Source organism: Brevundimonas sp. S1H14 (assembly GCF_047716865.1).
GTDB lineage: Bacteria > Pseudomonadota > Alphaproteobacteria > Caulobacterales > Caulobacteraceae > Brevundimonas > Brevundimonas naejangsanensis.
In genome coordinates this window covers 766314-779351 of the sequence record NZ_CP136679.1, presented here as the reverse complement: position 1 = coordinate 779351, position 13038 = coordinate 766314, and the positions used below count along the sequence as shown (strand labels likewise).

At 66.3% G+C, this 13038-nt stretch carries 14 protein-coding genes; 6 read left to right on the top strand and 8 right to left on the bottom strand.

Features of this window, described 5'->3' with window-relative positions; all coding sequences use genetic code 11:
• Positions 1-29: 29 nt before the first annotated feature.
• The 5 genes from RSD66_RS03800 to RSD66_RS03780 all read right to left on the bottom strand — a co-directional run bounded on the left by RSD66_RS03800 (position 30) and on the right by RSD66_RS03780 (position 4712).
• Positions 30-332, bottom strand: a complete 303-nt coding sequence (locus RSD66_RS03800; protein ID WP_415289042.1) for a hypothetical protein — start codon at positions 330-332, stop codon at positions 30-32.
• An 881-nt stretch (positions 333-1213) separates the two neighbouring features.
• Positions 1214-2449 carry a tyrosine-type recombinase/integrase gene (locus RSD66_RS03795; protein ID WP_415289041.1) on the bottom strand — a complete coding sequence of 412 codons (1236 nt, stop codon included), beginning with the start codon at positions 2447-2449 and terminating at the stop codon, positions 1214-1216.
• A gap of 175 nt (positions 2450-2624) precedes the next feature.
• Positions 2625-3197, bottom strand: a complete 573-nt coding sequence (locus RSD66_RS03790; protein ID WP_415289560.1) for an HNH endonuclease — start codon at positions 3195-3197, stop codon at positions 2625-2627.
• 138 nt (positions 3198-3335) lie between these two features.
• Positions 3336-3998: a trimeric intracellular cation channel family protein gene (locus RSD66_RS03785; protein WP_024353593.1), complete on the bottom strand. Its 663-nt coding sequence runs from the start codon at positions 3996-3998 to the stop codon at positions 3336-3338.
• A 60-nt stretch (positions 3999-4058) separates the two neighbouring features.
• Complete coding sequence (locus RSD66_RS03780; RefSeq protein WP_415289040.1) at positions 4059-4712, bottom strand: DNA-3-methyladenine glycosylase family protein; 654 nt, start codon at positions 4710-4712, stop codon at positions 4059-4061.
• A 44-nt stretch (positions 4713-4756) separates the two neighbouring features.
• Here RSD66_RS03780 and RSD66_RS03775 point away from each other — a divergent pair, with 44 nt between their 5' ends.
• Together RSD66_RS03775 and gluQRS are read left to right on the top strand one after the other, a co-directional pair.
• Entirely contained in the window at positions 4757-5890 is a 1134-nt protein-coding gene (locus RSD66_RS03775; protein WP_415289039.1) for a JmjC domain-containing protein, read from the top strand.
• 17 nt (positions 5891-5907) lie between these two features.
• On the top strand, positions 5908-6756 hold the full coding sequence (gluQRS, locus tag RSD66_RS03770; RefSeq protein ID WP_415289038.1) for a tRNA glutamyl-Q(34) synthetase GluQRS: 849 nt from the start codon (positions 5908-5910) through the stop codon (positions 6754-6756).
• A gap of 80 nt (positions 6757-6836) precedes the next feature.
• On the opposite strand, the gene RSD66_RS03765 is transcribed toward gluQRS, so the two are convergent.
• Positions 6837-7040, bottom strand: a complete 204-nt coding sequence (locus tag RSD66_RS03765; protein WP_003170380.1) for a cold-shock protein — start codon at positions 7038-7040, stop codon at positions 6837-6839.
• Between the two features lie 485 nt (positions 7041-7525).
• Between RSD66_RS03765 and ppk2 the strand changes: the two genes are divergently transcribed.
• Positions 7526-8269, top strand: coding sequence for a polyphosphate kinase 2 (ppk2, locus tag RSD66_RS03760; protein WP_119412784.1), 744 nt, complete (start codon positions 7526-7528; stop codon positions 8267-8269).
• Positions 8270-8275: 6 nt separating this feature from the next.
• Here the strand turns inward: ppk2 and RSD66_RS03755 are convergent, their stop codons facing one another.
• A complete protein-coding gene (locus tag RSD66_RS03755; protein ID WP_415289037.1) occupies positions 8276-8914 on the bottom strand; it encodes a hypothetical protein in 639 nt (212 codons plus the stop codon).
• Positions 8911-10197 carry an acyltransferase family protein gene (locus RSD66_RS03750; RefSeq protein WP_415289036.1) on the bottom strand — a complete coding sequence of 429 codons (1287 nt, stop codon included), beginning with the start codon at positions 10195-10197 and terminating at the stop codon, positions 8911-8913. Before RSD66_RS03750 ends, RSD66_RS03755 begins: the two co-directional genes overlap by 4 nt.
• Before the next feature lie 12 nt (positions 10198-10209).
• On the opposite strand from RSD66_RS03750, the gene RSD66_RS03745 reads away from it, so the two are divergent.
• From RSD66_RS03745 to RSD66_RS03735, 3 genes are read left to right on the top strand one after another with little or no spacing between them, the layout of a single operon-like run.
• Positions 10210-11154: a LytTR family DNA-binding domain-containing protein gene (locus tag RSD66_RS03745; RefSeq protein WP_415289035.1), complete on the top strand. Its 945-nt coding sequence runs from the start codon at positions 10210-10212 to the stop codon at positions 11152-11154.
• Positions 11151-12170 (top strand): UbiA family prenyltransferase, encoded by a 1020-nt coding sequence (locus RSD66_RS03740; protein WP_415289034.1) that lies wholly within the window; start codon positions 11151-11153, stop codon positions 12168-12170. Before RSD66_RS03745 ends, RSD66_RS03740 begins: the two co-directional genes overlap by 4 nt.
• Before the next feature lie 25 nt (positions 12171-12195).
• Positions 12196-13038: a DUF3298 and DUF4163 domain-containing protein gene (locus tag RSD66_RS03735; protein WP_024353602.1), complete on the top strand. Its 843-nt coding sequence runs from the start codon at positions 12196-12198 to the stop codon at positions 13036-13038.

Sequence of the window (13038 nt, the reverse complement as noted above, 5' to 3'; positions counted from 1 at the left end):
GCCGCCACCGTTCGAACCAAGACATCACGTCAGTGCATTTCGGAACGACGCATCGGCGGTGGCGGCTCCGTCATGTCCAGGCTGTCGATCATGATGTCGATCTCCGCCTGAACGACATCCAGGTCTGGTCCCTGAAACATCTGGCCGGCGGCTTCACGCCAAGCCGCGCGGAGGAGCTCGCGGGCGCTGTCAGGCGCTAGATCCTCAAGATAGTGCAGGCCAAGCTCGGCGAGCAGGCGTTGAGCGACGATGCCCGCGCGGATCGCAATGTCTTGGGATGGAGACGACGTGGCCGAGGGGCTTGGCTTTCCTGCTTTTGCTCGTCTTCCCACGCTACACCTCACCATTCTCGGGTTCGTCCGCCCCGGCGTTGTGGGTTAGGCACCTGCGAGACGAGGTCATTCGACCTCAAGAGGATGCCGACCAGCTTATCGACCTCCGCCTGCGAAAGACCGCCGACAGGAAGAGCAGCAAGAAATCGGGACGCCGACCGCACCTTCAGGGCTGGTGTCAGTGTGGCTTGCGATACACCGGCCGAGCTCGCCGGCACGTCTTCTAGCTCCATTCCGGTCGTCCCAGTGTCCAAAACCCCGCTCTTAAGAAACTGCGGAGGCGAGCGCATCCGATAACCGCAGCACACGCCGACTACCTGCAGGCGCCCCCGCAGACCCGGACCAAGCCGTGACGCTGGGCACGCGTCATCACAAGGGCGTGAGAGAACAGAAGAGATCGATCCAATAGAAACCGAGCGGAACAGATCGGACAAGGCACCGACATTTTCCTCAATAATCCCCGCAGGTTCGCCGGTTGCAGTTCATTGCTGCCAGTGCTTGCTTGATTACAGTTCTGGTTCAGACGGAAAGGAGCGCCACATGGCCGGTCTACATCTTCACGGAACTGAGGAAATGCTACTGACCCGCAAGGAAGCTTCAACCGAGCTTCTGCGCATGGGCATCCGCCTGTCGCCATCGACCTTGGCGAAGGTGTTTTGCACGCGGTCTGACGGACCGCCCTGTACCCACCTCGGGCGGACGCCCTACTACCCCAAGAGCCTGCTGCACGAGTGGGCGCGCAGCCAGCTCTCGGGCCTCAGGTCCTCGTCGAGCCAGCCACGTCAGGCGGGACATTGGGGCGAGGCCGCTCACGAGAGCGCCTAGCTCCCAATCCCATCCAGTCTCTTCGGCCGCCCGGCGATCTGCCGGGCGGCCTTCTTTCAGTGGGCCGTCTGTCCTTCTTCAACCGACCAGCCCGCGAGAGAGGCGGCCACGCTCTCGCTGATCCTGTCCGCCGCAGCCCGAACCGGGTCGTCCGCCAGGTGGGCGTATCGGCTGGTGGTGCTGACGTGACTGTGACCGAGCAGTTTGCCGATAAGCTGAAGCCCTTCTCCGCCGGCCAGCCCCGCGCTCGCGAAGCTGTGCCGAAGGTCATGGATCCGCAGGTCTTCCATCCCGGCCCGTTTGCGGATGCCGACCCAGGCCCAGTCGAGATTGGCGATCGGACGTGTGGGATCCCTCCGATCCGGGAACACATAGATGCTCCCGTTCGAGAGCAGGCTCTCGATCAACTTCAGCGCCGCGCTCCCGAGACGGATGACCTTCGCGCCTGTCTTGGAATCTTCAAGCCGAAGCATCCCCATGGTGCGATCAATCTCCGACCACTTGAGCTTGGCGATCTCGTTCTTGCGGGCGCCGGTCAACGCGAGAAGGCGGATGATGTTGATGTGGCGCGGATCGCCCCCGTGCTTTTCGAGGTCCGCCAGAACGTCACCGAGCCGGGCCAATTCGGCCGGCGAAAGGAAGCGATCCCGGCGGTTGTCCTTGTAGCGCTTCACGCCGCGCGTTGGGTTGGTCTTCACGAACTCCCGCTCAACGGCGAACGTGAAGATGCCGCCCAGCAGACCGACCGTCCGCGAGGCCGCATGAATGCCGCCGCGCGTATGGGGCGTCGCCTCCCCACGAATGCGTCCCGATCCGACGTCGACCATCAGCCGCTCGATGTCCGCTCGGCCGATATCGGTGACCTTCATCCTGCCCAGGCGCGGTTTGATATGGCGAGCGATGCGGATGCGGTCGATGCGAAGGGTCGTCGCCTTCTTCATCGTCACGCCCTCCTTCATGTAGAGGTCGCAGAGCTCCGACATCGTCAATTCTTCACGTCGTTCGACTTTGGTCCCCTGAGGGTCACCACCTGACGCGACTTCGGCCAGCACAGCAGCAGCTCTTTCGCGGGCTTCTTCGGCGGTCACAACGCCATGGCGAGCGATGTGAAGGAGGCGGTCGGCGCCGCCGATCGTCCTGTATCGAACGACGTAGGTTTTGGTGTCGCTGACGGCGACGCGCACCCCGAAACCCTTGAGCTGCGTGTCCCAAAGGGTGAAGCGCACCCCTTCAGACGTCAGGGCGTCGACCAGGCGTTTGGTGATCTTTCCGGACCTGGGGTTCTGAACCATTCGATCTCTCCTCGGGCCCACGAGGGCTCCCGTTTCTGGTCCCGGCTTTGGTCACCACATGGTCACCAGCCGGGAGGATTTCGGAGGATAATCGAGAAATCAGCGGGAAAAGAACGAACCCTGAACCTGCCCACCACAAGGGTGTTTGAGCCATTTCGAGCAACTGAAAAGAACCCTAAGGTTCGAGCTCTATGTCCCAATAGAGATAGTCGAGCCAGCTCTGGTGCAGGAAGTGGGGCGGGAAACGGCGACCCGCCTGCTGAAGCTGCCAGGCGCTGGGCTGGTGGGCGGTGCGGCGCAGGGGCATGTGAGCCTGGCCGGGCGTGCGGCCGCCCTTCTTCAGGTTGCAGGGGCCGCAGGCGGCGACGATATTCTGCCAGGTCGTGCGCCCGCCGCGCGAGCGCGGGATGACGTGGTCGAAGGTCAGGTCCTGGGACGTACCCGGCTCGCCGCAGTACTGGCAGGCGAAACCGTCGCGTAGGAAGACGTTGAAACGGGTGAAGGCCGGTTTGCGGTCCTGGTCCACATAGGACTTCAGACAGACCACGCTGGGCAGCTGCATCTCCAGCGAAGGGCTGCGGACAACCTTGTCATAGGTGGCGACCACGTCGACGCGGTCCTGCCACACGGCCTTGACCACCTCTTCCCAAGGCCACAACGACAGGGGGAAATAGGACAAGGGCCTGAAATCGGCGTTCAGCACCAGGGCTGGAAAGCCGGACGGCGGGCGGGACAGGACCTGCATCAGGCCCTCCCGCAGATACGGGGGGTTATCGACGCGACAGGACTGAAGACACGTCTCCTTCCTTGGTCTGATGCAGGAAACCCTACGCCTGATTCCCTCGCATCGCCATGACCGGCATGAGGAGTTTTCGTGACGGCGGCGTCATGGGCGACGACCATAACTGGGGAAGGCCGGCAAGCTCCAACCCCACTGCAAGGCGCCGGCGCGCAGCATGAATCCCGCCGCCAGCCCGGCGCCGACCGCAGGCCAGGTCCCAACCATCAGCGCCTTCAGGCCGACAAAGACGCTGGCGGACACCAGCGCCGCCGTGATGTTCAGTTCGCGTCGCAGCAGGATGGAGGGCTGGTGCGCCAGCACGTCGCGCACGATGCCGCCGAAACAGGCCGTCAGCACCCCCATGACGATGCAGATCAGCGGCGCCGCATTATAGGACGCCGCCTTGGCCGCTCCCATGACGCCATAGGCGGCCAGCCCGACCGCATCCAGCCACAGCAAGGCCCGGAACCGCCACGAGCGCGCGCCCAGCAGCCAGAAACCGACCGCCACCACCAGACAGACCGCCACATAGACCCAGTCCTGCACCCAGAAGACCGGCGCCCCGATCAAAAGGTCGCGCAACGTGCCTCCGCCCATGCCGGTAACGGCGGCGAAGAAGGCGAAGGTCAGAACATCGTGCTTGGCCCGGGACGCGGCCAGGGCGCCGGTGGCGGCGAAGACGGCCACGCCCGCAAAATCCAGCAACGGAAGTACCGCAGCCGGACGAACCAGGTCTGCGCCCGCGATCGGCTCCAACATCGTCATCATCCCCAAGGCGCCGCCCGGCGCCGTCTTCGGGGTCGCCCCCGGCCTTCGTGAAGACGAGAGTCAGGCCCCCTCGTCCAGCGCGATTTCGCCGCGCCGAACGCCACCATACCACCCCCAGAGCAAATGCGCCGCCACCGCGCGATGCGGCCGCCATATCTCGGCGCGGGCGTAGGCCTGTTTCTCGTTCGGACGGTCCTCGGCGCGGTCCGCCCAGCGCATGGCCTCCTGCAGGGCCACGTCGCCGCCGGGAAAGACATCCAGTCGGCCCTCGCAGAACATCAGGAAGGTCTCGGCCGTCCACCGCCCCACCCCCTTGATGGCCACAAGGGCGGCGATGGCCTGGGCGTCGTCCAGCCGCTCCAGATGGTCGAAGTCGATGCGCCCCTCGGTCTGGGCGCGGGCGATCTCATGGCCGTATTTCGCCTTCTGGCCGGACAGGCCGAAGGTGCGCAGCGTCTCGACGTCGCGCGCCAGAACGGCGTCAGGCGTCACCTGCCCCTCCAGCCCTTCGACCACCCGTTTCCAGATCGAGGCGGCGGCCGCCACTGAGACCTGCTGCTCCACGATCATGCGGAACAGACCTTCATAGCCGCCGGTCCGCAGCCGCCATTCAAACACGGGCGTCGAGGCATGCGCCCGCGCCAACGCCGGATCGGCGGCGGCCAGAGCCTCGCGTGCGGCGGCGACGGAGGCGGGAGACGGAGCTGAGGCCATGGCATCGTATCGACAGAAAAACGGCGCCGCTTTAGCATCGCGCCATGCGTACTCTGGACGATCTTCTACACCCGATCACGCCTGATCGTTTCTTTGCGGAGTTCCACGGCCGAAAACCGCTGTACATTCCCGCTGAGGAAGGCGCCGCCAAGCGGTCGCTGCTGGACTGGACCACGTTCAACGGCCTGCTGAACCAGCCGTCGATCTGGACCGCCCAGACGCTGAAACTGGTGCAGAACACCGAGCCCGTGCCGCCCGAACGCTATTGCCGCACGCTTCCAACCCAATCGGGCCCCGCCTTTCGGCCCGATCCGGCCAAGGTGGCGCTGTTCGTCGCTGAAGGCGCCAGCCTGATCGCTGGCGACGTGCAGGACCTGACTGAGCCCATCGCAGACCTGTCCTCAATGCTGAGCCGCACCTTCGCCGCCAGCGCAGGCGCCAACATCTATTGCTCGTTCAAGGGGGTGCAGGCCTTCGGCGCCCACTTCGACCTGACCGATGTCTTCGCCGTCCAGACCGAGGGCGAGAAGCTGTGGCGCATCTATGAAAACCGCGCCAACGCCCCGGTCGAGATGCCGTCCGACGTCGGCGACATGCGCCGCTGGCTCGACCAGACGAAAGGCCGCCTTCAGGCCGAGGTGATGATGCGGCCGGGCGACGTGCTCTATCTGCCGCGCGGCTGCTATCACGACGCCCTCGCTCAGGACGCGGCCTCTCTGCACGTCACCTACTCCATCGCCTCCCTGCATGGCCGCATCATCTTCAACCTGCTGGAACAGGCGGCCATGCAGGACCCGGCCTTCCGGGCGTATCTGCCGCCATCCGGTCAGGACGGCGGCCGCGCCCTGCAACAGCACCTGGCCGGGCTGGGCCAGAGGCTAGCGCAACTGGCCGCCTCGCCTGCTTTCCGCGATGAGATCGCCATGGCGCAGGAACGGCTGACGCCGCGCGCTCACCGCTTCACCCTGCCCCATCGTGAAGCGCTGACCCGCTACAGCCGCACCGCCATGATGGCCCCCGCCTACGCCGGCCCTGTCGCCCACGCCATGCACTGGGCGCTGTCGCAGCACGTCTTCACCCTCGAAGACCTGATCGCCCAGTTCGACTTCGTGTCCGAGGCCGACATCCGCGCCGCCGTAGATCAGGCCGAGAAGGCAGGAGCCTTGAAGCGGGTCTGACCCGTTTCGTCGCCGCCATGTTCGTCACCCGTTTCGCGCCTTCGCCCACCGGCCGCCTGCACAAGGGCCACGCCTTCTCGGCCCTGACGGCCTGGAGGGCGGCGAAGGATGCGGGCGGGCGCTTCCTGCTGCGGATCGAAGATATCGACCCGACGCGGTGTCGGCCCGAGTTCGAGGTCGGGATTTTCGAGGATCTGGCCTGGCTGGGGCTGGATTGGGAGACGTCCGTACGGCGTCAGTCCGATCACCTGACCGACTACGCCGCCGTGGTGGAGACGCTGGACCGCCACGGCCTGCTCTACCGCTGCTTCCGCACCCGCAAGGAGATATTGGACGCCATCGGCGATGCGCCCCACGGCCCCGCGGAGGCGGCCCGGCCCGGCCCCCATCCGGTCGAAGAAGAAGCGCGTCTGCTGGCGGAAGGGCGCCCCTTCGCCTGGCGGCTGTCGCTGGATCGCGCCAGGGAGGCGCTGGGCGGCGCCGCCTGGGACGGCTTGAAGTTCATCGAGGAAGGCTTAGGCCCCGACGGCGAAACCGGCCGCATCAAGGTGCGGCCGGAGACGGCGGGCGACGTGGTGCTGGCGCGCAAGGACGCCGGGACGGCCTATCATCTGGCGGTGACCCACGACGACGCCCTGCAGAAGGTCAGCCATGTCATTCGCGGCCAGGACCTGTTCGAAGCGACCCATATCCAGCGGTTGATCCAGGCCCTGATGGGCTGGCCCGCGCCCGTCTATCGACACCACCGCCTGCTGGCCGGACCGGACGGCCGCCGCTACGCCAAGCGCGACCGCTCCGTCACCCTGGCCGAGTTGCGGGCGGGCGGCCTGACGCCGGATCGCCTCCGCGCGGAGCTGACGCCCTGAGTTCGCGACAAGCGCCCAACAAAAAAGACGCGAAGGTCGCCCTCCGCGTCTCTTCTTAGAATCCGTTAGGATTCTTGGCCTTAGAGAACCTTGAGGTCCACAGCCGAGGTCTTGCCGCGCTGGGTTTCCAGCTCGTATTCGACCTTGGCGTTTTCATCGAGGCCCACCAGACCAGCCTTCTGAACGGCGGTGATGTGGACGAAAACGTCCGAGCCGCCGGTGTCGGGTTGAATGAAGCCGAAGCCCTTGGTGGGGTTGAACCACTTGACCGTGCCGGTCGCCATATTGCGTCTCCGTAAACGCGCTTTTCCAGGCGGACGTCCTTGCAGGATCGCCCGTCAGCCCATCTGGACAAGCTCGTTCAGGCGAAGGAGCAAGACGCGGGTTTGGACCCCACGTGAAATCCGGACTGCAGCGATGTTGTCACCCGACTATCCACAGCGGTCAACTGTAAAGCGAATAGGGGCGTACGGGCTTTACAGTTAATTCGGCGCCTGCCGCACAGGTCGCGCCCCGCCTGCTCGGGCCTCCGCGTCCCGCTGGGCCCCCAATATCGTCCGACATCAGCATATCGCCGGACAGACAACAGGATTAGCCGCAGAACTGACGAAAAACCTGCGCCCTTCTAGGGCTGCATACGACAACTTCCGATAGTTCAGGTCGAAATCTCCTTTTCGGGATGCTGACCCGGAGAAGAGGTTGGAACTCGGGCTGGCGACGCCCGCTGTTTCATCGCAAGGTCGATACATCACGACACAGGGACGCGCCGATGGCCAAGGATGACTATGCCGACATCCTCGAAGCCCTGCAGATCCAGATGGTCGAGACTCAGGCCTGGGCCATCGAACAGGGGCTGAAGGTCGTCATCGTCTTCGAAGGGCGCGACGCCGCCGGCAAGGACGGGGCGATCAAGCGGATGACCGAGTATATGGCGCCGCGCCAGACGCGGGTCGTCGCCCTGCCCAAGCCCACCGAGCGCGAGACGACCCAATGGTACTTCCAGCGCTACGCCGCCCATCTGCCGGCGGCGGGCGAAATCGTGATCTTCAACCGCTCCTGGTACAACCGGGCCGGGGTCGAGCCCGTCATGGGCTTCTGCACGCCGGAGCAACATGAGCGCTTTCTGCACGACGCTCCGCATTTCGAGCGGATGCTGACCCAGTCGGGGACATTACTGATCAAGCTGTGGCTGGACATCAGCCGCGACGAACAGGCCCGCCGTCTGGAGGAGCGCGTCGACCATCCGCTGAAGCGTTTCAAGGTCTCAGCCCTGGACGCCGAGGCTCAGGCCCGCTGGAGCGCGTATTCCGCCGCCCGCGACGAAATGCTGAAGCGCACCCATGTCGACTATGCCCCCTGGACCGTGGTGGCGACCGACAAGAAGAAGACGGCGCGGCTGAACATCCTGCGCCACGTCCTGCGCCGTCTGGACCGGCCCGGTCTGGAATGCCGCGAGCCGGACCCTGCGATCGTCTTCTCCGCCGATGCAGCGCCGGGGCGGTTGGCGGAATAGGCGTCGTCAGCCGCCGAACAGGCGCCGGTTCCTGTCGATGAAAGCGCGCATGGCCCGCACCAGCGGCCCGCCTTCGCGCCCCTTCAGATAGGCCCAGCCGGCGCCCGCCCCGATCAGGGCGCCGATGGAGTCGACGATCAGGTCCCACATGGTGTCGACCAGGCCGGACTTCTGGGTGTTGAGGCCGAACACCTGGTCCAGCATGAACTCCCAGATCTCCCACAGGGCGCCGATGGTCACGGCGAAGCAGAAGGCGAAGAAGGCCACCGTCAAGGGCGCGGCCTTCAACTGGCTGCCCTGCACCAGCATTAGCATCAGCAGGGCGCCGACCAGGCCGAAGGCCACTGCCGAACCGCCGTGCAGCACCACGTCCCACCACCAGTAACGCTCGTAGAAATCGCCCAGTTCGCCCAGGAACAGGGTCGCGCACAGGAAGACGGCGATGGCGGTGACGAAGCCGATCGGCAGGTTCAGCCCGACGCGCGGCGCCAGCCAGAACGGGACAAGCGTCAGCAGGAAGGTCCCGGCGCCGACGAAGGTGACGCTGAACTCCCCCGTCAACAGGCCGCCGACGGCCGCGCCCAGCAGCACCAGCCAGGTCAGGACAAGCAGCCAGGGGAATGGTGACTTCCTGCGTATCGTCATCCGTCCTGTCCGACCGGCTTCTGTTCTCGGGTCTCGAGCCTAACCGGACGGCTCCGAGGCGCAAGCCCGGCGTTGCGCTTCACTCCCAGCACCAGGCCCAGCGGTCCCAGGCGCCGCGCCGCCTCATAGGACGCCCAGCAACCGCCGAAGGTGACGGCGACCAGCAGCCCCGCCTCCAGCCCCTGCGGCAGACCCAGCTTGGACAGGTGATAGGCCGCGACGACGGTGAGGGTCTGGTGGACGATGTAGAAGCAGAAGACGCCGCCCGTCAGATAGCGCAGCCACGGTCCGCCCCGGTTCAGATAGCGCGCGCCATAGCCCAGCACCGCGGCGATGAAGGACCACTGGTCGAGGGCGTAAACCAGTCGCATGGCGGCCCTCAGCGCTTCGGGCGGCGTTCCGCCGTCGCGATAGGTCCAGGCATAGGTCGCCCATCCCGCCCAGGCGCACAGGGCCAGGATCAGCGCCGGTCGCCGCAGCCGTTCATAGGCTGCCTTCAGCACCGCTGAGCGGACGCTGAGAAAGCCGAACAGGAAGGCGCTGAACGACACCGCGTGGTTGTACCAGTCGTCGGTCAGGGCGTGGGTCGTCGGAAAGATCCGCGCCAGGGTCCAGCGCAGCAGGAACAGCCACAACACCGGCCAGATGAGCAGGCCCCAGCCCTTCAAGACGCGCTCCAGCCCTGACTGGATCACAGGCAGCAAACCCCGCCCGAACGCCAGCAGGCCCGCCAGCACGAGGCTGTAGACGAACAGATAGGCCACGAACCACATATGGTTCCACGTCGGCGTAGTCAGGCAGCCGTCGGCGTCGCACCAGCCGCCGGACGCCGTGGCGTACTTCACCCAGAAGTCGGCCAGCCATGGCGAGCGCGCCGGATCGACCACGCCCAACCCCTGAGCCGCCTCGACAACCTCGTAATAGGACTGCGGCGGCACGATCACGAACATGGCGAACAGCAGCGGCGGCAGCAGACGCCAGGTCCGCGACCCGGCGAAACGGCGCGCGGCACCCTTCCCCTCGCCCTCCAGACTGTCGAACAGGAAACGGGTCGCCGCGCCCGCGACCAGAAACAGCAGGGTCAGCCGCCAGGGGTTGGTCAATTGCATGACCGGCTCCAGCCATTCGACCGGCTGCGGGCTGTTCACATGCCAGTCCCAGGGCACGTAGAACATGCCGACGTGGTAGAGGATCAGCAGCATGAAGGCGCCGACCCGGATCCAGTCCAGATCATGGCGGCGCAGGGCTGCGGGGGTTTCGGATGCGAGGGGTTCTGAGGACATGGACGACCTGACATGACGGAAACGACGCCATCGGCCGTGCCTCGGGCGCCCCGCGCCCGGCAAGGCGCGGGGGCTGAACAGTCGGACGCCGGGGCCGGGTTGCAGGCGTCAGTGACGAACGGCGCGCCTGTCGGGACGAAAAGCGCGGACAGACGCGACCTGCTGGCCGGCGGGACGATCCTGCTCGCCGTTACCCTGGCGTTTCTGGTGGTCAACGCCCTGACTGTTCTGGCGGACTGGCCGGACCTGCGCCCCTGGGCGCCGTGGCTGTGGGAAGGGTCCAGCGCCTTTGCGCTGATGCTTTTGATCTGGCTGCCCTGGCGGGCGTCGGGCGCGGCGCCGTCATCGCTGTTGCACGAAGGATGGCGGGCGCGGGGGCGGTTTCTGGCCGTGCATCTGGGCGCCGCCATCCTGTTCAGCCTGCTGCACGTCGTGCTGATGGTGGGGATGCGGCACGGGGTCTACGCCCTGCTGGGAGAGGTCTATGACTATGGACCGCCTATCGAGAAGTTCATCTATGAACTGCGCAAGGATGTGCTGAGCTACGCCCTGTTCGTCGGCGTTTTCTGGGGATCGCGCAGCCTGCGCGAGGCGCGCGAGACTCCGCTGCGACCCGTCAGCTTCGACATCCGCGACGGGGGGCGGCTGATCCGAGCGCCGCTGAACGACATTCTGGCCGCGACCTCGGCGGGCAACTATGTCGAGTTCGTGCTGGCCGACGGGCGCAGACCGCTGATGCGCGTCACCCTGTCGGCGGTCGAGGGCGAACTGGCGCGCTTCGGCTTTGTGCGGACGCACCGGGGCTGGCTGGTCAACGCCGCGAGGATGACCGGACTGCGGCCCGAAGGCTCAGGCGACTGGACGGTGGAGCTGGGCGCGCTGGAGGCCCCGCTGTCGCGCCGTTACGCCGAAGCGCTGGACCGGCTGCGGACACAGGGGTTAAGACCGCCCGCATGAGCACAGCCCCGCTTCCCGACGCCGCCGGCCAGAACTGGGTCGACCGTCATGCGCCCGAGAGTCTGAAGCCCTGGCTGAAGCTGGGCCGCTTCGACCGGCCGATCGGGACATGGCTGCTGCTGCTGCCCGGCTGGCAGGGGATCATGCTGGCGCTGAACCAGTATGATCGACCGTTCGGCGGCTATGAGCTGTGGCTGATCATCGGCTTCGCCATCGGGGCCGCCCTGATGCGCGGGGCAGGCTGTGCGGTGAACGATATCGTCGACCGCGACTTCGACGCCCGGGTGGCCCGCACCGCTCTGCGCCCCATTCCGGCAGGTCAGATCAGCGTGAAGCAGGCCTGGGCCTTCGTCGGCGGCCTCAGCCTCATCAGCCTGTGCATCCTGCTGACGATGAACCTGATGTCGGTGCTGCTGGGCGCCCTGTCGCTGGGGCTGGTGGCCGCCTATCCCTTCATGAAGCGCATCACCTGGTGGCCGCAGGCGTGGCTGGGCCTGACCTTCAACTGGGGCGCCCTGCTGGGGTTCGCGGCCGCGACGGGGGGCCTGTTCGCCCTGGGCTGGCTCTATGTGCTGCAGGTCAAGATCAGCGGCGACAGCTACTGGATGGCCGAGGGGCTGAACCGGATGGGGAACCTGGCCCTGTCGGCGGGGCTGCTCTACGCGGGCGGCGTCTTCTGGACCCTGGGCTATGACACCATCTACGCGCTTCAGGACATCGAGGACGACGTCATGGCCGGGGTGAAGTCCTCGGCCCGCGCCCTGGGCGGCAAGGTCAGGGAAGGCGTGGCCGTCTTTTACATCCTGGCCGTGGCCCTGGCGGGCGCGGCGGGGTACGTCGCCGGTCTGGGGCCGGTCTTCTATGTCGGTCTGGCGCTCTACGCCCTGCATTTTGTCTGGCAGGTGCGGCGACTGCAGCCGGACGATCCGAAACTTTCCCTGCGTCTTTTCAAATCAAATCGCGATGCGGGGTTGATCCTTCTGGCCGCCATCGCGTTCAACGGCCTAGCTTTCTGATCGAACCGTTCCAAAGGAGCCCGGCATGATCCCTTCGCGCCCCCTTCGCGCCCTTCTCGTCACCGCCGCCGTCGCGGCCTCGCTCGCAGCGTGCCAGCGCAATGAGAAGAAGGAGGCCCCTGCTGCGCCGACCGCCTCCGCCCATGCCGTCGAAGGGCCGCTGAAGTACGACAGCGCCACGCCCTACGCCAAGGTCAGCCTGAGCCTGCCCGAGGCCGTGCTGTCCTATCCGGCGCTCTACACCCCGCTGTACCGCGACGAGGTGGCCAAGCTGAAAGAATACGCCGAGGGGGCCCAGGCCGACCGCACCGAGGCGGGTTCGCCGGAAGGCATGCCCCCCTATGAAAAAACAATCGTCTACGGCGCCCCGATCGAGACCGGCCGCCTGTTCAGCCTGATGCGGACCGACTTCGACTATTCGGGGGGCGCCCACCCGAACACCGTGGCCACGGGCCTGCTGTGGGACAAGTCCGAAGGCCGTCGCATCGCCGCCGCCGATCTGCTCGCCGAAAAGGCCGACAAGACCAATCTGGAGCGCGCCCTGTGCCAGGCGGTGAACACCGCCAAGACCAAGCGTCCCGGCGCCACGCCCGTCTCGACCACCGGCGAGATGTGGACCTGTCCCAAGCTGAAAGACGTGGCCGTGACGCTGGCTCCGGGCTCCACGCCGGGCAAGGCGGGGGGCCTGACCTTCCTGCTCGACGCCTATGCGGTCGGTCCCTACGTCGAGGGCGCCTACTACCTGACCCTGCCGCTGTCGGCCTTCCAGAGCGCCCTGTCGCCGGAGTATGCGGGCGAGTTCGAGGGCGCTCCGATCAAGTCGGGCGACGTGACCGACGACCTGCGGCTGAAGGCGCCGGCCGCCTGA

Excerpts from the sequence above, each read along its gene's own strand:
- RSD66_RS03740 (WP_415289034.1), top strand. The coding sequence starts at position 11,151 with ATGAGCACAGCCCCGCTTCCCGACGCCGCCGGCCAGAACTGGGTCGAC.
- RSD66_RS03795 (WP_415289041.1), bottom strand. The coding sequence starts at position 2,449 with ATGGTTCAGAACCCCAGGTCCGGAAAGATCACCAAACGCCTGGTCGAC.
- RSD66_RS03780 (WP_415289040.1), bottom strand. The coding sequence starts at position 4,712 with ATGGCCTCAGCTCCGTCTCCCGCCTCCGTCGCCGCCGCACGCGAGGCT.
- RSD66_RS03745 (WP_415289035.1), top strand. The coding sequence starts at position 10,210 with ATGACGGAAACGACGCCATCGGCCGTGCCTCGGGCGCCCCGCGCCCGG.
- ppk2 (WP_119412784.1), top strand. The coding sequence starts at position 7,526 with ATGGCCAAGGATGACTATGCCGACATCCTCGAAGCCCTGCAGATCCAG.
- RSD66_RS03755 (WP_415289037.1), bottom strand. The coding sequence starts at position 8,914 with ATGACGATACGCAGGAAGTCACCATTCCCCTGGCTGCTTGTCCTGACC.
- RSD66_RS03785 (WP_024353593.1), bottom strand. The coding sequence starts at position 3,998 with ATGATGACGATGTTGGAGCCGATCGCGGGCGCAGACCTGGTTCGTCCG.
- gluQRS (WP_415289038.1), top strand. The coding sequence starts at position 5,908 with ATGTTCGTCACCCGTTTCGCGCCTTCGCCCACCGGCCGCCTGCACAAG.
- RSD66_RS03750 (WP_415289036.1), bottom strand. The coding sequence starts at position 10,197 with ATGTCCTCAGAACCCCTCGCATCCGAAACCCCCGCAGCCCTGCGCCGC.
- RSD66_RS03775 (WP_415289039.1), top strand. The coding sequence starts at position 4,757 with ATGCGTACTCTGGACGATCTTCTACACCCGATCACGCCTGATCGTTTC.
- RSD66_RS03735 (WP_024353602.1), top strand. The coding sequence starts at position 12,196 with ATGATCCCTTCGCGCCCCCTTCGCGCCCTTCTCGTCACCGCCGCCGTC.
- RSD66_RS03765 (WP_003170380.1), bottom strand. The coding sequence starts at position 7,040 with ATGGCGACCGGCACGGTCAAGTGGTTCAACCCCACCAAGGGCTTCGGC.